The 26,872-nt window shown below is 66.1% G+C and carries 21 protein-coding genes; 5 read left to right on the top strand and 16 right to left on the bottom strand.

Annotated elements, in window-relative coordinates; all coding sequences use genetic code 11:
* Positions 1-10: 10 nt before the first annotated feature.
* From JOF48_RS01045 to tdh, 4 genes are all read right to left on the bottom strand, one after another.
* A complete protein-coding gene (locus JOF48_RS01045) occupies positions 11-943 on the bottom strand; it encodes a phosphotransferase (protein ID WP_209676505.1) in 933 nt (310 codons plus the stop codon).
* Between the two features lie 5 nt (positions 944-948).
* A complete protein-coding gene (locus JOF48_RS01050) occupies positions 949-1,797 on the bottom strand; it encodes a hypothetical protein (RefSeq protein WP_209676507.1) in 849 nt (282 codons plus the stop codon).
* A 118-nt stretch (positions 1,798-1,915) separates the two neighbouring features.
* Positions 1,916-3,121: a glycine C-acetyltransferase gene (locus JOF48_RS01055; protein WP_209676509.1), complete on the bottom strand. Its 1,206-nt coding sequence runs from the start codon at positions 3,119-3,121 to the stop codon at positions 1,916-1,918.
* A gap of 117 nt (positions 3,122-3,238) precedes the next feature.
* The gene (gene tdh / locus JOF48_RS01060; protein WP_209676511.1) at positions 3,239-4,288 is read right to left on the bottom strand and encodes an L-threonine 3-dehydrogenase; all 1,050 of its coding nucleotides are present in this window, start codon (positions 4,286-4,288) and stop codon (positions 3,239-3,241) included.
* 135 nt (positions 4,289-4,423) lie between these two features.
* Between tdh and JOF48_RS01065 the strand changes: the two genes are divergently transcribed.
* Positions 4,424-5,389 (top strand): LysR family transcriptional regulator, encoded by a 966-nt coding sequence (locus JOF48_RS01065; protein WP_209676513.1) that lies wholly within the window; start codon positions 4,424-4,426, stop codon positions 5,387-5,389.
* Between the two features lie 261 nt (positions 5,390-5,650).
* On the opposite strand, the gene JOF48_RS01070 is transcribed toward JOF48_RS01065, so the two are convergent.
* From JOF48_RS01070 to JOF48_RS01105, 8 genes are all read right to left on the bottom strand, one after another.
* Positions 5,651-6,211, bottom strand: a complete 561-nt coding sequence (locus JOF48_RS01070; protein ID WP_209676515.1) for a GNAT family N-acetyltransferase — start codon at positions 6,209-6,211, stop codon at positions 5,651-5,653.
* 67 nt (positions 6,212-6,278) lie between these two features.
* Positions 6,279-6,770 (bottom strand): NUDIX domain-containing protein, encoded by a 492-nt coding sequence (locus tag JOF48_RS01075; RefSeq protein ID WP_209676517.1) that lies wholly within the window; start codon positions 6,768-6,770, stop codon positions 6,279-6,281.
* Between the two features lie 57 nt (positions 6,771-6,827).
* On the bottom strand, positions 6,828-7,253 hold the full coding sequence (locus JOF48_RS01080) for an NUDIX domain-containing protein (protein WP_425353693.1): 426 nt from the start codon (positions 7,251-7,253) through the stop codon (positions 6,828-6,830).
* Between the two features lie 123 nt (positions 7,254-7,376).
* Positions 7,377-8,540, bottom strand: a complete 1,164-nt coding sequence (locus JOF48_RS01085) for a Gfo/Idh/MocA family protein (protein WP_209683982.1) — start codon at positions 8,538-8,540, stop codon at positions 7,377-7,379.
* Positions 8,541-8,587: 47 nt separating this feature from the next.
* Entirely contained in the window at positions 8,588-9,613 is a 1,026-nt protein-coding gene (locus JOF48_RS01090; protein WP_209676521.1) for a LacI family DNA-binding transcriptional regulator, read from the bottom strand.
* 106 nt (positions 9,614-9,719) lie between these two features.
* On the bottom strand, positions 9,720-11,411 hold the full coding sequence (locus JOF48_RS01095) for a substrate-binding domain-containing protein (RefSeq protein ID WP_209676523.1): 1,692 nt from the start codon (positions 11,409-11,411) through the stop codon (positions 9,720-9,722).
* A 55-nt stretch (positions 11,412-11,466) separates the two neighbouring features.
* Positions 11,467-12,405, bottom strand: a complete 939-nt coding sequence (locus tag JOF48_RS01100; protein ID WP_209676525.1) for a carbohydrate ABC transporter permease — start codon at positions 12,403-12,405, stop codon at positions 11,467-11,469.
* Positions 12,406-12,444: 39 nt separating this feature from the next.
* Positions 12,445-13,386 (bottom strand): ABC transporter permease, encoded by a 942-nt coding sequence (locus JOF48_RS01105; RefSeq protein ID WP_209683983.1) that lies wholly within the window; start codon positions 13,384-13,386, stop codon positions 12,445-12,447.
* Between the two features lie 396 nt (positions 13,387-13,782).
* Here JOF48_RS01105 and JOF48_RS01110 point away from each other — a divergent pair, with 396 nt between their 5' ends.
* The gene (locus tag JOF48_RS01110; RefSeq protein WP_209676527.1) at positions 13,783-16,221 is read left to right on the top strand and encodes a glycosyl hydrolase family 28-related protein; all 2,439 of its coding nucleotides are present in this window, start codon (positions 13,783-13,785) and stop codon (positions 16,219-16,221) included.
* Positions 16,222-16,340: 119 nt separating this feature from the next.
* On the opposite strand, the gene JOF48_RS01115 is transcribed toward JOF48_RS01110, so the two are convergent.
* The 4 genes from JOF48_RS01115 to gatC all read right to left on the bottom strand — a co-directional run bounded on the left by JOF48_RS01115 (position 16,341) and on the right by gatC (position 22,968).
* Positions 16,341-19,415: a glycoside hydrolase domain-containing protein gene (locus tag JOF48_RS01115; RefSeq protein WP_209676529.1), complete on the bottom strand. Its 3,075-nt coding sequence runs from the start codon at positions 19,413-19,415 to the stop codon at positions 16,341-16,343.
* A gap of 206 nt (positions 19,416-19,621) precedes the next feature.
* Entirely contained in the window at positions 19,622-21,130 is a 1,509-nt protein-coding gene (gene gatB, locus JOF48_RS01120) for an Asp-tRNA(Asn)/Glu-tRNA(Gln) amidotransferase subunit GatB (protein WP_209676531.1), read from the bottom strand.
* The gene (gene gatA, locus JOF48_RS01125) at positions 21,130-22,668 is read right to left on the bottom strand and encodes an Asp-tRNA(Asn)/Glu-tRNA(Gln) amidotransferase subunit GatA (protein ID WP_209676538.1); all 1,539 of its coding nucleotides are present in this window, start codon (positions 22,666-22,668) and stop codon (positions 21,130-21,132) included. Before gatA ends, gatB begins: the two co-directional genes overlap by 1 nt.
* Before the next feature lie 3 nt (positions 22,669-22,671).
* Positions 22,672-22,968, bottom strand: coding sequence for an Asp-tRNA(Asn)/Glu-tRNA(Gln) amidotransferase subunit GatC (gene gatC, locus JOF48_RS01130; RefSeq protein WP_203313099.1), 297 nt, complete (start codon positions 22,966-22,968; stop codon positions 22,672-22,674).
* A gap of 185 nt (positions 22,969-23,153) precedes the next feature.
* On the opposite strand from gatC, the gene JOF48_RS01135 reads away from it, so the two are divergent.
* The 3 genes from JOF48_RS01135 to JOF48_RS01145 all read left to right on the top strand — a co-directional run bounded on the left by JOF48_RS01135 (position 23,154) and on the right by JOF48_RS01145 (position 26,871).
* Positions 23,154-24,305: an ROK family transcriptional regulator gene (locus JOF48_RS01135; protein ID WP_209676539.1), complete on the top strand. Its 1,152-nt coding sequence runs from the start codon at positions 23,154-23,156 to the stop codon at positions 24,303-24,305.
* Between the two features lie 89 nt (positions 24,306-24,394).
* The gene (locus JOF48_RS01140; RefSeq protein ID WP_209676540.1) at positions 24,395-25,741 is read left to right on the top strand and encodes an extracellular solute-binding protein; all 1,347 of its coding nucleotides are present in this window, start codon (positions 24,395-24,397) and stop codon (positions 25,739-25,741) included.
* A gap of 167 nt (positions 25,742-25,908) precedes the next feature.
* Positions 25,909-26,871, top strand: a complete 963-nt coding sequence (locus JOF48_RS01145) for a carbohydrate ABC transporter permease (protein WP_209676543.1) — start codon at positions 25,909-25,911, stop codon at positions 26,869-26,871.
* Position 26,872 lies beyond the last annotated feature (1 nt).

A 26,872-nucleotide genomic window follows, 5' to 3' on the forward strand; every position in this document is an offset into this window, starting at 1 on the left:
GGGCGGCCGCTCAGCTGCCCAGGCGCTGCTTGAGCCAGCCGAGGACGGCATCGCCATTGTGCCGCTGGGCTGTCCGCAAGGTGGGGATGCCGGGAGGCGCCGGACGGCGGGCCATGTCCAGGAAGTAGCCCGCGTAACCGGCAAGGACACCGTTGACGGCGGCTTCGGTGGCCCCGGCGAACACCGGATGCTCCCCCAGCCAGCGGCCTACGCCGGTGTTTGGCGCCTTCGAATTAGCATCGATGAGCACGGCCAGGGCATCCGACCATGACACGCCGACGTCGGCCCACGGCCAGTCGACCAGGACTGCGCCTTGCCCGGTGAGCAGGATGTTGTCGGCCCGCAGGTCACCGTGGACCAGTGATTCCCCAACCAGCGCGTCTGCGCCCGTGCGGGCCATCGCGGCCAGCTCCCCAAGGTGCCCGGCGGCCCAGGAGTCCAGGCCCTCCAAGGGGCGCCGGGCAAGTTTTTCCCACCCACGGAATGCGCCGCCAAGAGATTCCTCGTGGCGTGGCAGCCCCAGGTCCGCAGGAAGGGGCAGCGCCGCCATGGCGGCCAGGGCGTCGAATACCGCCAACAGCTCCGCATCCTCCCACGGTTCGTGCGGGTGCCGGCCCGCAACATCGGCGAGGGCCAGCGCGACCCAGGTGCCGTCGTCGTACATGCCGAGAATTTTCGGTGCCGGGACGCCGGGCGGGAGGGCGGCGGAAATGGCGGCCTCGCGGCGGTGCAGCTCGACGGAGGTGGCATTGACGTCGGCACTGACGGCCTTCACGAAGGCGCGGCGGCCCGAGGCGAGGCGCACGCGGTCCGCCGATCCGGGCGAATAGCCGCCGGGCTGGGAGACCGCCTCCACCACGGGCTCCCCCAGCTGCTGCTCAACACCGGCGCGAACCTCCGGCGGCAGCTGCGCCCAGGTGATGCGGTGGCTGGTTGGGGGCATGGCGCTCACCGGACGTGCGGGGCGAGCGTGAGGATGGTGGCGTCGTCGGCCACCTCGCCGATGCGGGCCTGGTGCAGGCGGAGTTCGTGCAGCAGGGCCAGCGCGTCCAGGGTGGTGGAAGTACGTGCCAGGAATTCCTCCGGCCCGCTGACAATGCTGAGGTCGACGGCGCGCCAGGCCCCGTCGGTGGCCATCACCATGACTTCTGGCCGGCCAAGCTGCACCACGCGGGCGTGGTCGGCGGCCTCCGGTTCCCTGCGGGCGACCCAGAGGCGGCCGGGGGTATTGCGTAGTTCGCGGTCGCGGATGAGCAGCTCGCGGCGGGTCGGGGCCGAAGTCCCGGCCGGCGATGACGGCCCAGGAGCCGGGGTACCTGCGGGTCCGGCCGGCGATGGCGGCCCTGCAGGCGAAGGCACCCCGGCATCGGCGTCGCCCGCGCGCACGAGGCGGGTGGCGCCGTCGGCCGTCCGGACCACAACGGTGCAGTCGGCGAGGCTGGCGACCTCCACGCCGTCGGCGTTCAGCTGCGCCACGGAAATGGCCGCGCTGGGGAAGCGGACACGCTCGGCACCGGCCAGCGGGGTCCCGAGCGCGTCGATGGCGGCCAGCGCGCCGGCCAGGACTGAGCGGACTCCGGTTCGGGCGGGATCTGCCGGGGCCGACCCCAGGATGACGGACAGCTGCTGCGCCAACCACTGCGGATCCGATGCCGCGGGCAGGCCGAGCGGCTCCAGCAGCGTGGTGGCGCCGTCGATGATCCAGGCGTTGGGGCCGTTGAAGCCGCAGCTGTCCTCGACGACGTGGGCGTCGCCTTCAAATTGCACGCGTGCGCGGATGTCCCAGCCATAAGTCATGGTTTCATCCTGCCATGGGATGCAAGCGATCCTCAGCCACAGCTGATCCTGCACTCATACGCACCACCCGCCGCGAGTGGTGCGCATGAGTCCGCGTTTCAGGCTCGGTGGGCCCTAATTACGCGGCGCGGGCGGCAATGAAGGCCTGGACGCAGGCCTCGACGTCGGCTGCGCTGTGTGCTGCCGAGAGCTGGACGCGGATGCGCGCCTCGCCGCGCGGCACCACGGGGAAGCTGAAGGCCGTGACGTAGACGCCGTGATCCAGCATGGAGTCGGCCACGCGGGCCGCCTCGACGGCGTCGCCGAACATGACGGGCACGATGGCGTGCTCGCCGGGCAGCAGCGTGAAGCCCTCCTCCTCCATGCGGCTGCGGAACAGTGCCGCGTTCTCGAACAGCCTGCCACGCAGCTCCGCGGACCCGGCCACGAGTTCCAGCGCCTTCAGCGTTGCCGCAACGATTGCGGGGGCGAGCGAGTTGGAGAACAGGTAGGGGCGCGCCTTCTGGCGCAGCATGGCGACAATTTCGCCGCGGCCGGAGACGTAGCCGCCGGAGGCGCCGCCGAGTGCCTTGCCGAAGGTGCCGGTGTAGATGTCGATGCGGTCGGAGACGCCTGCGTGCTCGGGGGTGCCGGCGCCGGTGGCGCCCATGAAGCCCACGGCGTGGGAGTCGTCCACCATGACCAGGGCGTCGTACTTCTCGGCAAGGTCGCAGATGGCCTCGAGCGGGGCGAGGAAGCCGTCCATGGAGAACACGCCGTCGGTGACGATGATGGTGCGGCGGGCGCCGGCGCCGTCGTTGAGTGCCGCGGCGGCCTGCAGCTGGGCCTCAAGGTCGGCCATGTCCTGGTTGGCGTAGCGGAAGCGTGCTGCCTTGGAGAGGCGGATGCCGTCAATGATGGAGGCGTGGTTCAGGGAGTCGGAGATGATGGCATCCTCGGCGCCAAACAGCGACTCGAAGACGCCGCCGTTCGCGTCGAAGCACGAGGAAAAGAGAATGGTGTCCTCGGTGCCCAGGAATTTGGAGACGGCCGCCTCCAGTTCCAGGTGGAGGTCCTGGGTGCCGCAGATGAAGCGGACGCTGGCCATGCCGAAGCCGTGGCTGTCCAGGGCCGACTTGGCGGCGCCGATGATGTCCGGGTGGTTGGCCAGGCCCAGGTAGTTGTTGGCGCAGAAGTTCAGCACGGGGGCGGTGGCGCCGTCGAGCGGGCCTGCCTGGATGTGGCTGGACTGCGCCGTGGTGATCTGGCGCTCGGTCTTAAAAAGCCCGGCTGTGTTAATTTCGGCCAGTTCGGCCGCAAGCTGGTCCTTCATGGATGAAAACATGTGCGGTTCCTTTGGTTGGTGGGGAGGCTGGGAGGAGGTCGACGGCGGAAGGTGCCTCCCGCCGTCGACCATAAGACAAAGTGGGCGGCCGGGCAGGCGCCGGCAGCCGGCAGTGCGCTAGGAGAAGACGGACCAGTCGAGGACGATCTTGCCGCCGGTGCCGGCGCGGGCGGTCGCAAAGGCCTGCTCCCATTCGGTGGCGGGCAGGACGTCGGTGACCACGGAGGAGACGGCCTTGCGCAGGACCGGGTTGGAGGAGAGCATGGCACTCATGGCGTACCAGGTTTCATACATTTCCCGTCCGTAAATGCCCTTCAGCGTGAGCATGTGGGTGACGACCTTGCCCCAGTTGATGTCGATCGATTCGCTGGGCAGGCCCAACATGGCGATGCGGCCGCCGTGGTTCATGTTGTCGATCATTTCAGGCAGGGCGGTGGGATGGCCAGACATTTCCATGCCGACGTCGAATCCCTCGCGCATGCCGAGCTGCTGCTGGGCTTCCTTCAGGCGCGTGGTGGCGACGTTGACGGCGAGGTCCACGCCCATGGCCTCGGCCATTGCCAGGCGCGGTTCGGAGACGTCGGTGATGGCGATCTTGCGGGCTCCGGCGTGGCGGGCCACGGCGATCGCCATGAGGCCGATGGGGCCGGCGCCCGTGATGAGGACGTCCTCGCCGATGAGGTCGAAGCTCAGTGCAGTGTGGACGGCGTTGCCCAGCGGGTCGAAGATGGCGCCCAGTTCGGGGGTGATGGAGGGGTCGGTGTGGACCCAGACGTTGGATTCGGGGATGACCACATACTCGGCGAAGGCGCCATCGCGCTGGACGCCCACGGAGACGGTGTTGATGCACATGTGGCGCCGTCCTGCGCGGCAGTTGCGGCAGAGTCCGCAGACCACGTGGCCTTCGCCGGAGACCTTGTCGCCCACCTTGACGCTCTGGACGTCGGAGCCGATTTCCACGATTTCGCCGTAGAACTCGTGGCCGGCAATCAGCGGCGTCTGGATCATGGAGGCGGCCCAGGCATCCCATTCCTGGATGTGCAGGTCGGTGCCGCAGAGCCCTGTGGTGTGGACCTTGATCTTGACATCTCGCGGGCCGGCCACCGGCTCGGGACGGTCAACGAGTTCGAAACCTGCGTGCGGGCCGGACTTGTACAGGGCTTTCATGGGCGTCGATTCCTCTTCATTGTGGGTCGCTGGCCCTTGGCAGGCCTTGAATTCCATTAGAGCCGCTGAAACCGTTTAGCACAATCGACAATTTCTCCATCGTCGGTTAAGCAATTGCTTAGCTATGCTGGGTGGATGGAACTCCACCAACTGCACATGCTGCGTGAACTGGGCGAGCTCGGCAGCATCAAGGCCGTGGCCGACACCCTCTCCGTCACCCCCTCCGCCGTCTCCCAGCACATCTCCGCGCTGCAGCGCCAGGTGGGCGCGCCGCTGACCCGCAAGGACGGCCGGAACCTGGTGCTGACGGAGGCCGGGCAGGTGCTCGCGGCCGCCGGCGCGCAGGTCATCGACGCCATGGCCGCGGCACAGGCGGCGATCGGCGCCTACCAGCACGACGCCGGCGGCACTGTCACGCTCAGCGGTTTCCACAGCGCCGGGCAGGCCCTGTTTGCCCCGCTGGTCCGGCGGCTGGCCGCGCCGGGGCCGGCCGCCGTTTCCGCGGACGACGCCGGAGGGCCGGGTTCTGCCGCCCCGGCGGCTGTGCCGAGGGTCAAGTTTTCGGACGAGGACGTGGCGCAGCACGACTTCCCGGCGCTGACCGCCCGCTACGACCTGGTGCTCGCCCACCGCATGGACCACAGCCCCGCCTGGCCGGAGGAGCGGGTGCGCGTCATTCCCCTCGCCCACGAGCCGCTGGACGTGGCCATGGCGGTGGACCACCCACTGGCGGGCCGGCACTCCCTGCAGGCGTCCGACGTCGTCAGCTTTCCCTGGGTCAGCAGCCGCAGCGGCTACTCCCCCGCCGACGTCCTGGTGGCGGTGGGTGCCATGGCGAGCCGGCCGGTTGACGTGGTCCACCGGATCAACGACTACTCGACCGTTGCGGCGCTCGTGTCCACGGGCGACGTGATCGGGCTGCTGCCGCGCTACACCTCAAGCCCGGCGCTGAACGACGGCGTGGTGCTGCGCCCGCTCGCCGGAATCAACACCGAGCGCCGGATCGATTTGCTGGTGCGTCCGGAAAACCTGAAGCGGGCGTCGGTGCAGGTCGTGGCGCAGGCGCTGCAGGAGGTCATGGCCGTGCTGGCGGGAGGCTAGCTGGCGCCGGATGCGGCCCGCGGACTTCTTCCGGTGCGTGCCCGGACAAGCCGCGCTGTGGTTCCACTCAAATTCGATGGTGCGCCCGGCAGGAACATCCTGCCGGGGAACGGAGTCGGGCCCATGGGCGTAGCGCACGGCGGACTGGTCAATCGCAAGCGGCTGGTATGGCAGTTCGGTGGGCACAGTCGAAAAGTCTGGCGTGTGGACGCCGGCGCCCTGCCACGGGGACAAGGCCGGGATGCCGCACACCGGAGACGGTCATGCCCCGGTGTGGATGAGCACCAGCCCCGGCTTCCAGTTCGGCGCATCCGGGCCGTGGCCCAGTTCCTCGTACCCGTGGCGCAGGTACAGGCGCCGGGCGGGAGAATCGATGTCCGTGGTTTGCAGCCAGTGGGTGCGGGACCCCGAGCCCACCATGAGCGCCTCAAGCAGTCCGGCGCCGACACCGCGCCGCCCTGCGTCAGGATGGACGGCAAGCAGCACCACTGAAAAAGAATTCTCAATGAGCGCCGCAGCGTCGTCCCCGAGGCGGTCGCGCAGCAGCTGCGACCAGGGGTCGTCTTCCCGGCCCCAGTGCCAGGGGTGGCCGTACGCGAAACCCACCAGTTCGCCGTCGAGATGGGCTGCCGCCGCCACAACATCCGGCCGGTCCCTGTTGGAGCCGTAGAGTCCTGCGAAAATCGCGGCGACCCCGGCCGGTTCGGACAGCGGCGGGGGTCCGGACGCTGCGGCGTACAGTGCCTCGACCTGGTCAGCGGTTGGCATGTCCCCTGCGGTGCACAGCCGGACCGGGGGCCCGGCGCTCTTGTTTGAATGCATCCAGCCATCCAACCACATGCAGCGGCGGCCCGAACCGCCTGTTTCCCGGTCCGGGCCACGCGACGCGCTAAGGCCCGATGCGCAGGGGCTCGTCGGCATGGTGCCGCTGCGTCATGGTCGGGAAAAGTTCGGCAAGGTTGCGGGGCCCAAACACTTCAGTGGGCTTGGCGTTCTCAATTTCAGCGAGCGTCCACCAAGCGAATCCGTCCAGCCCCTCTTCGAGCAGCACCTCATGTGGCCAGAGCCCGCGGGCCACAAAATGCTCCGTTTCAACGAGGAAATAATCGTTGACCACCCCGTCAAAGCCGGCCGTGATCGAGCCGTCCACGATCTCCTGGTGCCAAAGGTGCCGAGGCCGTGCCGAATCACCAAGGAGCAGTCCGGTTTCTTCCCGAAGTTCACGCCGCAACGCCTCGTGCCGGGTCTCGCCAGCTTCGATTCCGCCACCCGGCGCAGCCCAAATGAAGCCGGTGGCAATTCGGTGCCGCCCCAACAGCAGCTGCCCCTCGGGAGTCAGGACAAGTGCACGCACCGAATGGCGCCAACGGAATCCAGTCATTGGTCAAATGTACGGCCACAGGCTGCGGGAAACCCCGTGGACTCGCGCCCGGCGCGCCTACACCCGTGCGAGCCGCCACAGCTGGGAACCGAGCCCGGCGGCAAGCACGTGGGCCTGTTCCACCGGCAGCCACCAGCACTCCCAAGCCTCCCGGGAACCTCCTTGTGATGGGTCAGGCTCCCCCGCAATCCAGCGGTGCGACACGTCCTGCGGCGGGACCGCCAGTTCCACGAAGTGCCGCCTGGCGATCTCATCCCGCATGGGCCGCACATCGTAATCCGCCGTGCCCAGCTCGCGGACCACGGTGCCGTGAAGCCCGGTCTCCTCAAACAGCTCACGCACCGCCGCCTCCGACGCCGACTCGTCCGGGCCAACCGTGCCGGCCGGGACCTGGACGCCAGTGATGTGCATGGGGTGCTCCAGGTGGGTAAAGACCAGCAGGTGGCCTTCCTGGACCACGTAGCAGACTGCTTTCTGTGTCAACTTGGGCATCGTTCGAGAATAGCAACCCTTTTCCTGCTGATGGACGACGGCGGACGGCCGGGTCCCGGCGCAGCGGCGCCTGTGTGGTCAGATCGCGCGCTGGCCGGCCCCGTCGGCTGTTTGTTAGCGTTGCTGGCCGTTGTTGAAGTACTCGATCAGCTCATCCGGCAACGCCGGGACCTCAACCGTGCCACCACCACTACGCAGCGACTGCGCCGCCAGGACACCGGCAGCAACCGCCTCACGCGCCGCAACCGGGGACGTGTCCGTCGCCCCGCCCTCCCGCGCAAAACGCAGGAACTCGGCAATCAACAACGGATCGGCACCACCATGGCCACCCTCCCCATCACGGATCTCCACCTTCACATCCGGCTCCACAAAACCACCCTGCGAACGCGTGTTCCACACATGAATGAAATCACCCGGGCCGTCACCAAAGTTCTCAATCCGCCCCCTCGTGCCAATGACCGTATAGTTCCGCCAGTAATCCGGCGTGAAGTGGCACTGCTGGTACGACGCCAACGCACCATTGTCCAAAACCATCTGCATCATCGAAATGTCCTCCACATCAATGACCGGATTCAAATCCACCTGCTCGGTCGGCGGCCAGTTCTCCAACGAGAACCAATCCCACATCCGCCGATCCGAATTGTCCCGCCGGCTCGCGACATCCCCGTACACGGCCAAATCACCAATCGCCGACACCCGGCGCGAATACCCGCCCGAAAGCCAATGGATCACATCAATGTCATGCGCACCCTTCTGCAACAACAACGACGTCGTATTCGCACGCTCCGCATGCCAATCCTTGAAGTAGTAATCGCCACCATTGCCCACAAAGTGCCGGCACCACACAGCCTTCACCTCACCAATCGCACCGGACTGGATCAACTCACGCATCTGCACCACCACCGGCATGTGCCGCATGTTGTGGCCAACATACAGGCGGGTCCCGGTCTCAAACGCCGTCGTGAGGATCGCATCCGCCGCCTCAAGGGTGACATCCAAAGGCTTCTCACAAAAGGTCGGGATCCCCGCCTTCAACGTCCGCACAGCCACCTCGGCATGGCGGTTGTCAGGGGTCAACACCAACACCGCATCCAGCCCCGCACCCAACAGCTCATCCAGGCTCGAGGTGATCGCCGCCGACGGAATCCGCTCCGCAGCATCAGCACGCCCACGCTCCGAGAGGTCACACACCACCACCACCTCCGAACCCTCACCCGGACGGTGCACCTGCTTCCACAACGACGCACGCAAACCAAAACCAACAATGCCAACACGCATGTCCCGCACCGGAGCGCCAGTGCCTGCCGCGGACTCCAACAATTCAGTCACTTCTTCACTTCTCTCTTAGGGTCTTGCAAATCTTGGGAAAATTCGGGGGATGAATCACGCAGCAGCACCTGCCACGGGAAATCCACTGCACGGTGGGGGGCGTGGGGGTTCAGGGCCCGCTCCACCAGGACGTCCGCCAGGCGGGTGAAGAAGCCGACGGGTCCCACGCTGCTCAGGGACGGGGTCATGACCTCGCCCTGGGTGGTGTTGCCGACACCGATCACTTCAAGGTCGTCCGGCACGGACAGCCGCAACCGCTGCGCCGCGTGGATGGCGGCAATGGCGGCGTAATCGGAGATGGCAAAAATGGCTGTTGGCGGATCGGGGCGGCTGAGCAGTTCGACGGCTGCCGCGTAGGCGTTGAGTTCGTCGCCGTCAAAGGCTGCCACAAGTTCCGGTAGCCCCGCCCGTTTCATGCCGTCGCGGTAGGCTTCCAGGCGGGCCGGGCTCTTCGCGCCCAGGCTGGACTTGGTGGTCAGCACGGCGATCCGCCGGTGGCGGGCCGTGAGATGGTCCATAGCCAGGTCCAGGGACGGTCCCGCCATGGACCGGATCACGTCAAAACCGTTGGGTTCCAGGGTTTCGCTGAACACCACCAGGGAGTTGCTGCGCGAGAGTTCTGCCAGCAGCTCGGCGTCGCCCGCCTGTGCGGCGTCGTCAATGAAGATGACGTCGGCACCCTGGCGCGGAATGGCCTTGCGCCAGTCGGTGTCCGCCAGGATCATCGGGGTGATGCCTTCCGCCGAGACGGCGGCGCCCACTGCCTTCGACACCGAGAGCGACCAGGGGTCTGAGAGCATGGTCAGGGACAGCATCATGAGGTTGGAGCGGCCGGTCCGGATGGTCCGGGCGGCCTGGTTGGGGCGGTAGCCAAGCTTGTGGGCTGCTTCGTGGACGCGGCGGCTGGTCTCGATGGAGATGCCAGAGCCTTTGCCCTTGGTCCGCCCGGCCAGCACGTAGGAAACGGTGGCCGTGGACACTCCGGCTTCAGCCGCCACGTTTTTGATGGTTGGTCGCATCATGTCCGGCAGTGTCCTTTCGGTGGAGTGTTTATCTTACGGTGGGGTTGTCCGGGGCCGGGCTGGCACGGCTCTGTGTGCCGGCCCGGCCCCGATTGTTACGCCGGTGCTAGGACTTCGACACGGGCTGGAGCGTGAACACGGGTGCATCCGGGTTCAGGTCCGCTTCGTACTCGGCACGGATCTTGTCGCCGCCCTCGGACTTCCAACGCTTGACGACGTCGGCCAGCTCGGTGATCTTGGCCCGCCCGGTGATGATGTCAATGGTCTTGTCACGGACGATCTTGGTGATCTTCGGGCCCACCTTGGCGTTGGTGTCCGAGTAGCTGCCGTTGGTGGGGTTGCGCCAGGCGTTTTCCAGCAGCTTCTTTTCCGTCTCGTGGATGTACTTGGTGACTTCCGGGAAGCCGGGGCTGAAGACCACGGATTCGGGGCTGGACATGATGTTCAGGGCACTGACCACGCCGGGGAGGTTCTTCTGGCCTGCCTCGGTCAGGATCGGGTTCCCGTCGCCGTCGAACGTGAAGTCGTCGCCTTCCCAGCCGAAGTTCTTCTGCAGGTATTCCACAGTGCCGAACGGTGCTGAGAGCCAGTTGATGAGTTCCAGCTGTTCCTTGATGCGCTTCTCGTCCGTCTTCTTGAACGCGGTGTACCCAACCGTGCCGTAGCCCATGTCGTAGGTGGGGGTGATCTTGCCGTCGAAGCTGAAGGGCACCAGGATTTCCATCTTCGCGTCCTTGTCGATGGCGCTGTAGCCGCGAATGTCGCGCGGTCCGGCAGTCACCACGGCGCCCAGGGTGCCGTTGAGGATCAGGGACTTGGTGTTGGTGACGTTCACATCGGGGTAGAAGGCGCCGGCGGCGAACAGCTTTGCGGCGTATTCCACACCGGCCGTGTACTGGTCCGTTTCGTACAGGTGTGTAAGGGAGCGGTCCTTGTTCACGGCCCAGGCGTTGGGGGCGCCGAGCCATTCGGTGATCATGTGCAGGACGTTGATGTAGGCCGGCTCCAGCGCGTACTGCTTCTTGGACGGGTTGGTCAGCTCCTTGGCCTTTTCGAAGAACTCGTCGGCGTCCTTGGCGTTCAGTCCGCCCACCTTCTCCCAGGTGCCTGCGGTGCCAATCATCACCTGGCCGAAGGGGGTGCTGGGGATGGGGGCGCCCCAAATCTTGCCATTGACGACGGCGGTGCGCCAGGAGTCCGGCTTCAGCGCGGCCAGGTTGGGGTAGTCAAGGACGGCATCGCCCGAAAGGTACGGGGTCAGGTCCTGGAACTTTGCCTCCAGCATGGGGCCCACGTTCGGGATGCCCTGGTTCGGCGGAATCCACATCAGGTCCGGCAGGTCCCCGCCGGCCAGGATGGTGGCGAACTTGGCCGGGTAGCCGTCTCCAATGTCTTCCACGATCTGCATGTTGAATTCCCCGCCCAGGGCCGTGTTCAGGCGCTGCCAGAAGGGGTTGTCCGGCATGGCCGGCGCCATGACCTCGAAGGTTTCCGACAGCACGCTGATCGGGCCGGTGAGCGGCTTGGCCTTGGTGGAGGCCACGGGGGTGGGCATGTTCAGGAAGCCGGGCTCCAGGCCCTCAGCGTTTCCGGGCAAGTCTGCGGTGACGCCGGTGAATTCCTTGTAGGTGGGCAGAACAACGGCCTTGGAGGCTGCTGCACCGCCGCCACCCTTGGAGTCCGATCCGCCGCTGCAGGCGGACAGCGTCCCTGTCAGGGCGATGGCTGCGACTGATGCGCCGGCCAGTCCCAGGAAGTTGCGGCGTGAAACCCCGGCTCCGTTGACAGCTCGTTTCATGTCTTTCCTCTTTCGTGTTTTTTGATTGGTTTTTGATGTGCAACAAGTGGTGGGCTCAGCCCTTGACGGCACCGGTGATGACACCCTTGTTGAAGTGTTTTTGCAGGAAGGGGTAGACCACCAGGATGGGCACCAGCGCGACGACCACAATGGCCATCTGCATGGACTGCGGCGGCGGATTTGTGGCCACGCCGATTGCCTCGGCCATGGAACCGCCCTGGACCACGTAGTTGCGCAGCACCAGCTGCACCGGGTACAGCGTCTGGTCGTTGATGTACAGCATGGCGTTGAAGAAGGCGTTCCAGAATCCCACCGCGTAGAACAGGCCCACCACGGCGATCACGGCCTTGGACAGCGGCAGCACCACCTTGCGCAGGATCATGAAGTCGCTGGCGCCGTCGATCCGGGCCGCTTCAATCAACTCGGTGGGGATGTTCATGAAGAAGGAGCGCATCACCACAAAGTTGAACGCCGCAAAGACGCTGGGCAGGATCAGCGACCACAACGTGTTCAGCAGGCCCAGCTGCTTGACCATGAGGAACATGGGGATCAGGCCGGGGGCGAAGAGCAGGGTGAACAGGACCAGCAGCAGGACAGGGCGGCCGAACAGCACAGGGCGGCTCGTGGCGTAGGCCATGGTGATGGTGGTGAACAGGGCCAGGAAGGTGCCCACCGCGGTGATGACGGCGCTGACGCCCAGGGCCCGGAACATGAATTCGCCGCTGAAGATCGCCTCGTAGGCGGCAAAGGTGGGGTTGGTGGGCCACAGGACGTAGCCGCCCGCGGCGATCAGCTGCTTGTCATCGGCCAGGGAGGTGGACACCACCAGCAGGATCGGGATGACGATGGTCAGCGTGATCGCACCGATGATGATCGCCTTGATGGTGCTGTACAGCGGGGAGGCGGGTTCTTTCCATGCAGGGCGCCCGGAGTCGAAGGTCAGCCCCGCTGCGCGGCGGGCTGCCTTTCGCGAGGAAGTAAGTGTTGTTGCCATGTTTCTCTCCTTGTTTCAGCCAGTATCCGGCGGGCCGGACTAGCTGACCTTCTTCTGGAAGATGCCGGGTTCACCCATTCGGTGCGCCAACGAGTTGGCACCCCAGATCAGCAGTGCGGCAACCACGCCCTTGGCCAGGCCGGCGGCCGCACCAATGCTCCAGCCACCGCCGACGACGCCGGCAAAGTAGGTGAAGGTGTCGATGACTTCCGCTGCCCCGGCGCCAACGGCGTCGTGCTGGAGCAGGAACTGTTCGAAGCCGACGGAGAGGATGTCGCCGATGCGCAGGATGAGCAGCAGCACGATGATGGACCGCAGGCCCGGGAGGGTGATGTGCCACATGCGGCGCCAGCGCCCGGCACCGTCGGCCGCAGCCGCCTCGTACAGCGAGCCGTCAATGGCTGCCAGCGAGGCGAGGAAGATGATCATGGCCCAGCCGCATTCCTTCCAGATCAACTGGATTGTGGCCAGCAGCGGGAAGGTGTCGGGGTTGGTCATGAACGGAATGGTGTCCAGGCCGAAGTCACGCAGCATGTTGTTGACCAGGCCGGCACCGCCGAGCACCTGCTGGAACAGGGCAATGACCAGGACCCAGGAAAGGAAGTGCGGCAGGTAGACCAGTGACTGGAACCAGCGCCGGATCTTGGTGCTGATGAGCGAGTCGACCACGAGGGCCAGGGCAAGCGGGACCGGGAAGAAGAAGAGCAGCTGCCACACCGCCAGGACGATCGTGTTGCGGAAGGCCACCCAGAAGTCCGGGTTGAAGTACAGGTCCACGAAGTTCTGCATGCCCACCCAGTCGCTTCCGCTGATGCCGAGGAAGGGCTGGTAGTCCTGGAAGGCAATGACGTTGCCCAGAATCGGGATGTAGAAGAACAGTGCCAGGAACAGCACACCCGGAATCATCATGATGAGCATTTGCTTGTCCTTGCGCATGCGCGCCTGCCAGCTCACTTGGCGGACAGGGATGCCGTCGTGCATCAAGGGCAACGCTCCCTTCTTGGCCCGTGCCCGGGCCTTGCGGCCCTTTGGCTTCTCCGGGGCGGCTGCAGTGACAGCGAGTTCTTCTTCCAACTCCTGTTGCATCTGACTCATGGACTCTCCTCTTTTTTCACGGGCCGCCAACCACACTGCACCCTTGCAGGCCATCATGTGACTGACGGCACGTTAACCGTTTAACAAAGATAAGCGACCTGAGCCACATATGCAAGAATCTGATCGGTTCTGTTTTTTATGTATCTACTTTCGTCACTACACACCCCCTTCAATCACGCATGGCACGTGCGGTTACACTGAAAATCGATCAAACCTGATTGTTTCGACCACTTATCCCGCATAAGCTGTCAGGCAACTCGAACCACCTGTTTGGAGACATGCATGGGCACCACCACGAACGCCACGTCCGCCACAACCCCCTGGTCCGGCCACGCGCCCCTGTCGGCAGCGCAGTTGGGTCCCGACACCGTGGGCTTTTATTCCGGCGTGCCCTCCCGCCAGGACCCGGCGGCGCTCCCCGTCCACGCGGCGGAGCGAACCGTGGTGGATGTGACCAGTTTCGGCGCCGACCCCACCGGGGCCCGGGACTCCGCAGCGGCAGTCCATGCCGCCGTCGTGCATGCCCGCGGGCTGGGCGGCCCCGCCACCATCGTGTTCCCACGAGGCCGCTACACCCTTTACCCGGAGTCCATGCCCAAGCGCGAGCTTTATGTGTCCAACACGGTGGGCCGGTTCCCGGAATTCAAGGTCAAAAACATCGCTGTCCTGCTCGAGGACATGCACGACGTCATCGTGGATGGCATGGGCTCGACCCTGATTTTCCACGGCCGCGCCACCCAATGGGCCGTCATCCGTTCCACCGATGTCACCATCCAGAACCTGTCCACCGACTGGCATGCCCCGCTGGTGCTGGACCTGACCGTCCTTGCCACGGGAGTGGCGGACGTCCGCGGCTACCGCGACCTCAAGCTGCCTGCCGGCACCACCGCCACCATCCACGGTGCCACGGCAACTTTCCACGGCGAGAGCAGCCCGGCCACGGGCGAACCCTACTGGTCGCACGGTCCGGAGGTGGCCGACGAATGGCAGAACCAGGTCCGGGACCTCGCCAGCGGCCTGACCCTGCGCTCGCCGCTGCCCCTCTGGGAGGGATCCAGCGCCGTTGCAGACCTGGGCAACAACGTGATTCGCATCAGCTACGGCTCCCCCCAAGACCCGGGCGGCGCCGGGTCCGTCTACGAACTGCGCCAGCGCCCGCGCGACACCCCGGGCGGCTTCATCTGGGAATCCGAACGCGTGGAGCTGAAGAACCTGGCCCTGCACTACCTGCACGGCTTCGGCATCGTCGGCCAGCTCAGCAAGGACATCTCACTGGACCGGATCACGCTGCGCGCCAAGGCCGGTTCATGGCGCCAGACGGCCGGCCTGGCCGACTTCGTCCAACTCTCCGGTGTCGGCGGCAAGGCGCAGATCACCAACTGCCTCTTCGACAACCCGCACGACGACCCCATCAACATCCACGGCACCTACGTCCAGGTGGAGCACATCGACCGCGCTTCCCGCACTGTGACCCTGAAGTACATGGAACAGGACACCGCCGGCTTCCCGCAGTTCTACCCCGGCGACCAGCTGCGCTTCGTCAGGCGCGCCACCATGCTCTCCGACGGCGCCGAAGACTACCGCGTGACCGCCGTCGAGGGCCCCAACGGCCGGGACGGGAGCCGCGACCTTGAGCGCATGCGGGTCACGGTGGACCGGGAGCTGCCGGAGGGCCTCGCGGCGGACGCCTTCGTGGCCGAAAACCTGACGTACACGCCGGAGGTGTACATCGCCGGCAACACCTTCAAGTCCACGCCCACCCGGGGAATCCTGGTCACCACGCCCCGCCCCGTGTTGATCGAGCGCAACCATTTTGACCAGATGGGCATGGCCAGCATCTACATTTCCGCGGACGCCGACTACTGGTATGAATCCAGCGGCGTCACGAACGCGACCATCCGCAACAACGTTTTTGACCGGCCTGCACGGGGTTGGGCGGCCATCTGGTTCGACCCCACCAACACCGAATCCGAGCCCGTCCGCACGGTGCACAGCAACATCAGCATCGATGCCAACCGCTTCAGGCTGGTGCCGGGCGGCTCGGTGCTGCGCGGCGCATCCGTGGCGGAGCTGTCCTTCACCAACAACGAGGTGGGCCGCTGGGCACCCTTCGCCGGGGAGGCTCCAGCGGAGCCCCAGGAACTGTTCGAGTTCTCCGCCAGCCACGGCATTACACTCTCGGGCAACAGCTACGCGCCGGGTTTCAATGTGTGCGCCACGGTGGACGGGATGCCGGCCGCGGAGGTCAACGGCTCGGACGACGGCGTCACCACCCGGGTGCTGGCGGAGGCTCCCAGCCGGGGCGGGCGCCCGGCGGAGGCTGCCGGGCGCCCTGACTGCGTTTCCGCCGCGGGTTCCGGGGTGGGCGCCGGCGGGGGTTTCGCCACTTGGGCAGGCGGTGCCGACGCGGCCGGCCGGCCGGCTGCGCTGCTCGAACCCCGGTGGACGGGCGTGGAATTCGGTGCGCCCGGCTCAACGCAGGCGTGGCTGGCACATGTCCCGGCAGGAACCGGGCAGGTCACCGCCACGCTGCAGGCCGCAGCGCCGGACACGGCGTTGTTCGTGAACTACAACGACGCCGGGCTCGTCCCTGAAGCGGACGGCACCTGCACACTTATTCTGGCCGACGGGCCCAACATCCTGGAGGTACGCACCCTGGACCGCAGCACCGGCACAGGAACTGCAGGACAAACGTACCGCTGGGCCATCATCCGCCACTGACCCCGCCGCACCTGCACCACATCCCGGCACCGCCGTGGAACCGCCATGCCCGCCCCTTCTGACGCTGTTCAAGGGGCGGGCATTGCCCGTTCACGGCCGGGAGCAGGGACCGGGTGGTGCTACGGGGCGCCAACCACCAGAACCACGCCCTTCCGCGGCTCCACCGTGACGGCGGCACCGGGCGCAAAGTCCGCGGCACCCTGGAAGCCGTCGATGGCGGGTGCAGACACGGCTGCCGCGGCCAGGTGCGCGTACTCCGGTGCGAATTCCAGCGTCACGTCAACCGGTTCGGGCGCCCAGCTGGCCAGCGCAGTCACCAGCCCGCCGGGCGTCAGCCACGAGGTCGCCAGCACGTCCGGGTCGCTGGTGCGCACAGGCACGGCAGCGCCGGCCCAGTGCCCCACCATGGGCGCATCCGCCAGGCCGTGCCCGGCCCAGAATGCCCACAGCGGCCGGTTGTCCACGCGCGGGGCACGCCCGGTCATGCCAAACACCAGCCCGCGCCACGGATTGCCGCCGCCTTCCAGCATCTCCCCCATCAGCCCGAACGGGATCCCGGAGACCTCCACGAGCCAGTACGCCGGATCGGTGTTGTCGTAGTCAAAGTACTCGCCCAGCCACAGCCTGTCCGTGTACGGCAGCTGCTCCATGTACAGGTTCGCGGAGGGGTTGAAGCCGTCGCGCTCGTTGAACTGGTTGGCCGAGTGGATGTCGATCTCCGGCTCGGCGCAGCGGTTCTGAAGCACCTTCCGCACCCGCTTCATGGCCTGGCGGTCGTAGGCGATGTCGTCGAGGTAGAGCCCGTCCAGCCCGGTGCGGCGCACCAGCTCGTCCAGGCCGCGGATGTACCAGTTCTGCAGCCGCGACTCCCCCGCCGTGACGATGGAAATGTCGTCAACAGTGGGTGCGTACCAGGCCGAGACATAGTTCGCGCCCACGTGTTCCTGCGGCCAGATATGCCCCTTGCCCGGCCCGTCGCTGAAGATCTCACCGTTAAGCGAGGCCATGGGCAGCAGGTCGGGGCTGTGCGCCGTCAGCTCGCGCACGGTGTCATAGACCTTGACCTTGAGCCCGGCCGCATGCGCCGCCGCCGTGTACTCGGCCAGCGTGTCGGCGTGCAGCAGGGGGTCGTTGATGAACGGTGCCAGCGCCGTTGCGTGGTGGATGTTGATGACGCTCGCCCCGGTCGCCGCAATGTCCGACACCGTCCCCTGGTCGTGAAAGTAGCGGTTGCGCAGCTGCCGTGCCGGGTCAATGGGCTTGAACGGCGTCAGCAGCAGGCGGAAGCCGTAGTTGAGCGATTCCCCGCCTGCCAGGGTGCGCGGGCCGCTGAAGGCTTCAAGAAGCACGACGCCGGACCCTCCTTCCCCGACTGTCTCCCGGAGGGTGATGCCCGCCTCCGATGAGCCGTGGTTGCCCCAGGAGACCGGTTCGATGAGCGGCTTCTCGTGGTAGAAGTTCGTGTTGAGCGGGCGCTCGTAGTTGTCGTCGCGGAACGCAATCTGGGCGCCGATGTTGGCGTCGCCCAGCCACAGGGATTCCTGGTTGCGGTCCGCGACGTCCCAACTCCAGTCAAGGCTCTCCATGCGCCGCCCGCCCGTGGTGCCCAGGCCCATGGACAGGGGCACGGATTCGGCCAGGCAAGGCACGCTGAGGCGGACGTCCCCCAACTCCACTCCGCCTCCCCCGGGGTTGGCGAGACGGACCGCGAAGGTGGCGGCGCCGTCGGCCTCCAGCTCGCCGTGGACCGTGGCGGACAGTCCGCGGGCGGCGTTGTGCCACTGGCATCTCCAGCTGGTGCGGGCGGGGCCGTGGACGGTGAAGTCGATCTCGCCGAAAGTCCACGCGCCCGCGCCGCGTGTTTCGAGGCTGAAGGCGCCGGCCAGCAGCGTGCGCAGTGGGCCGTCCACGCCCGTGACCTCGGGGGTGAACGTTGATCCGATCTGTGCCGGGAGCCCGTTGGCGGCAAGGGTCAGCGTGCGGCCCAGGATGCCCAGCGTTCGGGCGGGCGCATCCAGCTCGATGGCCGTGAAGGGGCGCACCAGTTCGTCGTCGATGGCGAGCGTGGAGTCCAGCCAGGCGAGGCGGCGCAGCTGGCGGGGGTCGCCGAAACCGCCGGCGGGAATGTCGGCATCCGCCTCGGGGGCAATGTTGAGGGTGACGGGGATCGTGGCGCTCGTGCCCGCTGCACCAATGCGGACCGTGAGGTCAAGGGTCCCGCCGCCGGCTTCCGAGGGGACGGGGACAATGATGAACAGGGCCTGGACGCGGCCCTGCCCCACGGCGAGGTCCTTGCTGAACGGCACGCCGAGGCGGTCGACGCCTGCGGTATTGATGCAGCGGGCCGCCACCTCAATTTCCGCGTTGCCTGCCGTGGCGCAGGCGGCCACGGTGACCTGGACGTCGTCGAGCGCGTCCACGGCGTACAGCCCCAGCTGCAGGACGTGGTCCTCGCCCGGCTGTGCGCTGCCGGTGAGACGCGGGGCGCCGTCCTCCCCGGCCACCGCGGCGGGGCCGCCGATGGCCCAGCGGGCGGGCAGCCGGCCAGTCATGGAAATGGCGTGGCTGCGGTCCTCGGCAAACACCATGAAGGGGGCGCCGGAATGGGCGGCGTGGAGCGTTTCCAGCTCTCCGGCCGTGGCCGTGAAGTTCATGGGCGCGAACGAGTCCCACTCGCTGGCGGCCTCGTAGCGGAGCGCCTGCGCCGCGGGCAGCCGGCTGTCGCTGAAGGCGCTTTCAAAGGACCAGACGCTCGTCACCACGGACTTTACCCAGCCGGGATTCGCGGTGGGGCGGGCCGGCAAGTAGCTGGCCTGCGGGTAGTACGAACGGCCGCCCATGACGTAGGGCAGGTAGTAGAAGTGGTATTCGCCGGGGCCGTCGACGGGTTCAAAGGTGAACTCGCCGCGCTCGGAGGTGGCCGCCGTGCGCACCACGTTGAGAACGCGGGTGCCGGTGGCGGCGGAGACGACGATGGTGTCCACCTCTGCGGGGTTCTCATCCTGGCGGCGCCAGGGCAGGACCACACTGTTGCCGGGGCGCCCGGCCGGAACCTCACTGACGTTGACCACGATCCGGTGGTTTCCGTAGAGGAGCTTGTCCCACTCCCCCACGCCGCATTCCAGTTCAGGGTGCAGGGGTTGGGTGGCGGCCAGGGTGGAAGGTGTGGACGTGGCAGTTGCCGGCGTGCGCATGTGGGACAGCTCCAGGGTTATCGACAGTGATACTCCATCCTTACCTGAACGTTCATGAATGCAAAGTCCTATTACGATTCATAATCACTCATAGTTGACCTTGGCGTGGCCCGTGGCAAGGCCCGCCAACGAAAAATGCGCCCGATCCCGCTTAATGACACCGGGATATCGGTGTCATTAAGCGGGATCGGGCGCAGAATCCGGTGCTAGCCTTCCACACCCAGGGTCTTCAGGATCAGCTCGCGGACACGGGCCGCGTCGGCCTGTCCGCGGGTGACCTTCATGACGCCGCCAACAATGGCGCCGACGGCCTGGACCTTGCCGCCGCGGATCTTGTCCGCAACGTCGGGCTGGGCGGCCAGGGCCTCGTCGATCGCGGTCTGCAGCGCACCGTCGTCGGAGACCACGGCGAGTCCGCGCTTGGCCACAACCTCAGCCGGCGTGCCCTCTCCCTCAAGGACGCCGTCGAGCACCTTGCGGGCCAGCTTGTCATTGATGGCGCCGCTTGCGATGAGCTTCTCGATCTCCACCACGACGGCGGGCGTGACGCCCAGTTCGGCGGGGTCGACGTCGGCCAGCTTGGCACGGCGGGCGATCTCGCCCATCCACCACTTGCGGGCGGCGGCGGCCGTGGCACCGGCGGCCACGGTTTCCTCGATCTGGTCCATGAGGCCGGCATTGACGACGTCGCGGAATTCCAGGTCGGAGTATCCCCAGTCGGCCTGCAGGCGCTTGCGGCGCTCGGCCGGCGGCTCGGGCAGGGTTGCGCGCAGTTCCTCAACCCAGGCGGCAGAGGTGACGATCGGCACCAGGTCCGGCTCCGGGAAGTAGCGGTAGTCGTCGGCGTCGGACTTGGGGCGGCCGGACGTGGTGGACTTGGTGTCCTCGTGCCAGTGGCGGGTTTCCTGCGTGATGAGCACGCCGGAATCCAGGACGGCGGCATGGCGCTGGATCTCAAACTTCACGGCGTTTTCGACGGCGCGCAGGGAGTTCACGTTCTTTGTCTCGGTGCGCGTGCCGAACTTTTCCTGGCCGTAGGGGCGCAGGGAGACGTTGGCGTCGCAGCGGACGTTGCCGCGCTCCATCTTGGCGTCGGAAACACCCAGGTTCTTCACGATCTCGCGGATCGCCGCAACGTAGGCCTTGGCCAGTTCGGGTGCGCGTGCACCGGCGCCCTCGATGGGCTTGGTGACGATCTCCACGAGCGGCACGCCGGAGCGGTTGTAGTCGACGAGGGAGAAGTCGGCGCCCTGGATGCGGCCGGTGGCGCCGCCCATGTGGGTCAGCTTTCCGGCGTCCTCCTCCATGTGCGCGCGCTCAATTTCCACGCGGAACACGGTGCCGTCCTCGAGCTCAATGTCGATCCAGCCGTCGTAGCAGATGGGGTCTTCGTACTGGGACGTCTGGAAGTTCTTGGGGGTGTCCGGGTAGAAGTACTGCTTGCGGGCAAAGGTGCAGTGCTCGGCGATCTTGCAGTTCAGCGCCAGGCCGATCAGGATCGAGGACTCCACGGCCTTCTTGTTGACCACGGGCAGCACGCCGGGCAGGCCCAGGCAGACCTCGTTGACGTTGGAGTTGGGCTCGTCGCCGAACACGTTGGGCGCCGAGGAGAACATCTTGGTCTTGGTGTTCAGCTCAACGTGGACCTCGAAGCCCAATACGGGATCGTACTTTTCCAGGGCTTCTTCGTAGCTCAGGATGGTGTCAACGCTCATTAGTTTGCCTCCTTGGCTGCGGTCGATGCTAGGGCCGGGGCCTTGTCCAGGATGGGTCCGCCCCACTGCTCTTCGAGCAGGGATTCCAGTACGGCGCCCACGCGGTACAGGCGGGCGTCTTCCCGGGCGGGTGCCAGGAACTGGATGCCGACTGGCAGGCCGTCTTCGTCGGCCAGGCCGCCGGGCAGGGTCAGGCCGGGGACGCCGGCCATGTTGGCGGGGATGGTGGCGATGTCGTTCAGGTACATGGCCAGCGGGTCATCCAGCTTCTCGCCCAGCTTGAACGCCGTGACCGGGGAGGTCGGGGAGATCAGCACGTCCACCTGCGCGAACGCGGCGTCGAAGTCGCGCTGGATCAGGGTGCGCACCTTCTGGGCCGAGCCGTAGTAGGCGTCGTAGTAGCCGGCGGACAGGGCGTAGGTGCCCAGGATGATGCGGCGCTTGACCTCATCGCCGAAGCCGGCGGCGCGGGTGGCGCCCATGACGCGCTCAATGGTGAGCGGGCCGTCGGCGGGCAGGGTGCGCGAACCGAAGCGGACGCCGTCGAACTTGGCAAGGTTGGAGGAGGCCTCGCTGGGCATGATCAGGTAGTAGGCACCCAGGGCGTAGCCGAAGTTGGGGCAGGAGACCTCAATGATCTCGGCGCCGGCGTTGCGCAGCAGCTCCAGGGATTCGTTGAAACGGTTCTCCACGCCGGGCTGGAAGCCTTCACCGTGGAGTTCCTTGATGACACCGATCTTCATGCCCTTGACGTTGCCGATGCGGGCGGCGTCGGCCAGGCCCGTGGACGGGTCGGTCAGGGAGGTGGAGTCGAAGGGGTCGTGGCCGCCAATAACTTCCTGCAGCAGTGCCGAGTCCAGGACGGTGCGCGAGACGGGCCCGATCTGGTCCAGGGAGGACGCCATGGCGATGGCGCCGTAGCGCGAAACCGCACCGTAGGTGGGCTTGACGCCGACGGTTCCGGTGACGGCGCCGGGCTGGCGGATGGACCCGCCGGTGTCGGTGCCCAGGGCCAGGGGTGCCTCGAAGGCCGCAACGGCCGCTGCGGAACCGCCGCCGGAACCGCCGGGGATCCGGTCCAGGTCCCACGGGTTGCGGGTGGGGCCGTAGGCCGAGTGCTCGGTGGAGGAGCCCATGGCGAATTCGTCAAGGTTGGTCTTGCCCAGCATGGGCATGCGCGCGTCCCGGATCTTCTTGATCACGGTGGCGTCGTAGGGGCTCATCCAGCCCTCGAGGATCTTCGAGCCGGCCGTGGTGGGCTGGCCCTTTGTCACGATGAGGTCCTTGATGGCGATGGGCACGCCGGCCAGTTCGTGGAGTTCTTCGCCGGCTGCGCGACGGGCATCGACGTCGGCTGCGACGGCGAGGGCCTCCTCGGCGTTGACGTGGAGGAACGCGTGGACGCCGCGCGCCCCGCCGTCGACCTCGGCGATGCGGTCCAGGTGGGCCTGCACCAGTTCAACGGAGGTGATCTCACCGGCAGCCAGCTTGGCGGCCATGGCGGCCGCGCTGGAACGGATCAGTTCAGAAGCACTCATGGATTAGCTTTCCTCCAAAATAGCGGGGACCTTGAAGCGGCCGTCGGCAGCGTCCGGGGCGCCGGACAGCGCCTCCTCCACGGTGAGCACGTGGCCCACCACGTCCTCGCGCATGACGTTGGTCAGCGGAATCGGGTGCGAGGTTGCGGGCACATCCGCACCTGCGGCCTCGCTGACGCTCTTGACCGAATCAACAATCACCGCCAGCTCTGTGGCCATGCGGTCCAGTTCTTCGTCGTTCATCTCGATGTGAGCCAGTTGCGCCAGATGCGCCACGTCGTCACGGTTGATCGCAGCCATGGATCTCCCCTGCAAAAAAGAAAAAGTTGTCCCCACTAGCTTAGTCGCCCCGGAGCGACAACATTTTCAGGCGTTCCACGTCACAAAAGCCCCAATAGCGAGCCTCACGTCACAATTCGGCAACGACGTCCAAAATTTGGACTGAAACGTTGTGTTTTATTTGTTAGTACAGTTTACTAACATTCATGACATCATCACGATCCCGCTTGCGGACAGGCGCCGACGGCACTGCCAGCCTGCCATCCGACGGACGGGCACACAACCTGGCCCTCGTGCTGCGCACACTCCACGCAGCCGGTGCCATGAGCAGGGCGAACCTCTCCCGCGCCCTGGGCCTGACCCGGGTCACGATCTCAGACCTTGTCACCGAGCTTATCGCCCGCGGCCACGCCGTTGAGCTGGGCCCCTCCGATGAAGTGCGCCCCGGCAAGCCCTCAATCCTAGTTGACATCAACCGCCGCGGCCGCCAAATCGTGGGACTTGACCTCACCGAGAACAACATCCTGCACGCCGCCGTCATGGACCTGGACGGGCGCATCCTTGCCCGGAGCGAACGTGCCATCACCACCGAGAACGGCGAAGAACTGACGGCGCTGGTCGCCGAGCTCGCCGTGACCGCCGTCGGAATGGCCACCGCACCCCTGCTGGGGGTTGGCGTGGGCACCCCCGGCGTGGTCAACAACGACGGTGTCGTCATCACCGCCCCCAACCTTGGCTGGACCGATGTGCCGCTGGGCGCCATCATCGCCGAAGCCACGGGCCTGCAGACGGTGGTCAACAACGACGCCGACGCAGCCCTTCACGGTGAATACACCTTTGGCCACGGCAGCGACGACATGATCCTTGTCCGCGTCGGCCGCGGCGTTGGCTCCTCACTCATGGTGGGCGGAGTCCGGGCCCGCGGCGTCCACCACGCAGCCGGCGAAATCGGCCACGTCACAGTGGGCACTGACGGCGGCGCCATGTGCCGCTGCGGGCGCACCGGATGCCTCGAAACGTGGCTCTCCGTCCCCGCCCTGGAATCCTCCCTCGCCGCTGCAGCCCTCGCCGCCGATTCCGGCGAAGCAGCCCGGGACGTCATGCGCGTCGCCGGAGAACGACTTGCCATTTCCCTCGCCCCGATTGTGGCTGCCATCGACGTGGAGGAAATTGTCCTCTGCGGCCCCGCCGCCCTTCTGGATGGGACGCTGATCGACAGCGTCCGCGAAACACTCGCCTTGCGGGTGCTTCCCGTCATACCTCCCCCAACAAGTGTTCGCCTGGCGCATGAGCCGGAAAACACGGTTCTGCGCGGCACGGCCGTCATGGTTATGTCCAGCCAGTTGGGGGTGGAGTAAAGCATTACCCGTTCATCGGATTCCCGTTCAATAAGCACCAAACGATTCACTAATGGCCAATGCGGTCCATTGACGAAAGAGGCACCTGCATGAAGAAGAAGTTCATGGGAATTGCAGCCATCACGGCTGCAGCCCTGACCCTGTCCGCCTGTGGAGGCGGCACGGACAACTCCTCCGGCAAACCGGAAGACAACGCCAATCGCTCCATCACCCTGTGGCTCGCCGGCGGCGACACCTCGGATGAACTGCGCACCTACTTGACGGACACCTTCAAGACCAAGACGGGCGCAACCTTGAAGATCGAGGAGCAGGCCTGGCCTGACCTGGTCACCAAGATGTCTACCGCTCTCCCCGATGAGAACAACACCCCGGACGTCGTGGAAATGGGCAACACCCAGTCCCCCACGTTCACCAACGTCGGCGCATTCACCGACCTCTCCGACATGTACGACGAACTGGGCGGCGACAAGCTCCTGCCGTCCTTCGTCGAAGCAGGTTCCGTTGACGGCAAGAAGTACACGCTCCCGTACTACTTCGGTTCACGCTACCTGTTCACCCGCAAGGACGTCTGGAAGGAAGCCGGCGTCGAGACCCCCAAGACGCTGGACGAGTTCAACAAGGCAGTCAGCACCATTGCCGAGAAGAACCCGCGCGACATCAAGAACTTCTCGGGCCTCTTCCTGGGTGGCCAGGACTGGCGCAATGGCGTTTCCTGGGTCTTCGCCAACGGTGGTGACCTCGCCAAGAACGTTGACGGCAAGTGGGTTTCCACCCTGTCCGACCCCAACACACTCAAGGGCCTGACCCAGCTGCAGGAGCTGTACAAGACCGCTTCCAAGGCGCCTTCGGATGCCAAGGATGCCTCCCCGTGGCTGTACCTGAACGACTCCGACCAGATCATCGAAGAAGAGAAGGCCGTTGGCAACACCAGCCTGTCCTCCGCCACGATCATGGCTCCGGGCTGGGCCCACTGGTCCATCGGCGACCTGACGAAGGATGAGGGCGGCAAGGACGTCCGCACCTGGAACGACGACACCTTCGGCACCCTGGTGCTCCCCGGCAACGACGGCAAGCCCGCCCCCGTGCTTGCAGGCGGTTCCAACATCGGCATCTCGGCCAAGTCCAAGAACCAGGACCTGGCCAAGGACCTGATGCGCATCATCTTCTCCGAGGAATACCAGAACATGCTTGGCGCTGCAGGCATGGGCCCCGGCAACCTGGACTACGTGAACTCACTCGGCGACGACCAGTTCGCCAAGGCCGGCATTGCATCTGCTTCCAACTCCAAGCTGACGCCCGCCGCTCCCGGCTGGGCAGCAGTTGAGACCTCACTGGTCCTGGAAGAGTTCTTCGGCAAGATCAAGGACTCCACCGACCTGGCCGCACTGGCCAAGCAGTACGATGACCGCATCACCCCGCAGTTGAACCTCAAGTAACAACAGACTGCCATTCGTGGTGACCGGGGCCGCAAGGCCCCGGTCACCATATCTTTGCCACCGGCGGGCCCACACCCGCCGCCGTCACCACGGCACCTTCACCACCGGCACCAATGAGTTGCCACAGCAGCATGAACCACGGCCACAGCCGTCACGAAAGGCCCCCTATGTCCACGGACGCCAAAGCGCCCACTGCCGCACCCGTCCGCGGCAGGCGCATCCCCGAGCCAAGCCCCGTCATTCGACGCAGCAAGAAAAGCAAGGCTCCCCTATTCCTGATCCTGCCCACCATCGTCGTTCTGGTGGCCGCCCTGGGCTACCCCGTCGGCTGGCAGCTTGTCACGAGCTTCAAGAAGTTCGGGCTCAAGCAGCAGTTCGGCGTTCCCGCCGAGTTCGTGGGCTTTGAGAACTACATCACGCTGCTGACCAGCTCGGAACTGTGGATTGTTGTTGGCCGTTCGCTGCTCTTCTGCCTCGTCGCCGCCTCCCTGACTGTGGCCATCGGAGGCCTGCTCGCCCTGCTCATGCAGCGCGTTGGCACTGCCGGCCGGCTCATCCTGCAGGTGTCCATGCTGCTGGCCTGGGCCATGCCCGTTGTGGCAGCCATGACCGTCTGGGTCTGGCTGATCGACTGGCGCCGCGGCGTCCTGAACTGGATTCTTGTCCGCTTTGGCGTCGACGCCGAGGGCCACAACTGGCTGGCCGACCCCATCAGCTTCTTCATGATCGCCATCATCATCGTGGTCTGGATGAGTGTGCCCTTCGTGGCCCTGAGCATCTATGCCGGCCTGACGCAGATCTCCGGCGAAGTCCTGGAAGCCGCCGCCATGGACGGCGCCACCGGCTGGCAGCGCACCCGCCACATCATCATCCCGCTGATCACCCCCGTCCTGTCGATCGTGCTGCTGCTGCAGCTGATCTGGGACCTGCGCGTGTTCACCCAAATCAAGCTCCTGCAGGATGCAGGCGGTTTTGCCAACGAAACAAACTTGTTGGGCACGTACATTTACCAGCTCGGTGTCGGATCCGGCGACTACGGCATGGCCAGCGCCGTGTCCGTGTTCATGCTGATCCTGACCATTGCGATCAGCTGGTACTACGTCCGTTCCCTCATGAAGGAAGAAAACTAAG

The organism is Arthrobacter stackebrandtii (assembly GCF_017876675.1).
In the GTDB taxonomy this organism is placed as follows: Bacteria; Actinomycetota; Actinomycetes; order Actinomycetales; family Micrococcaceae; genus Specibacter; species Specibacter stackebrandtii.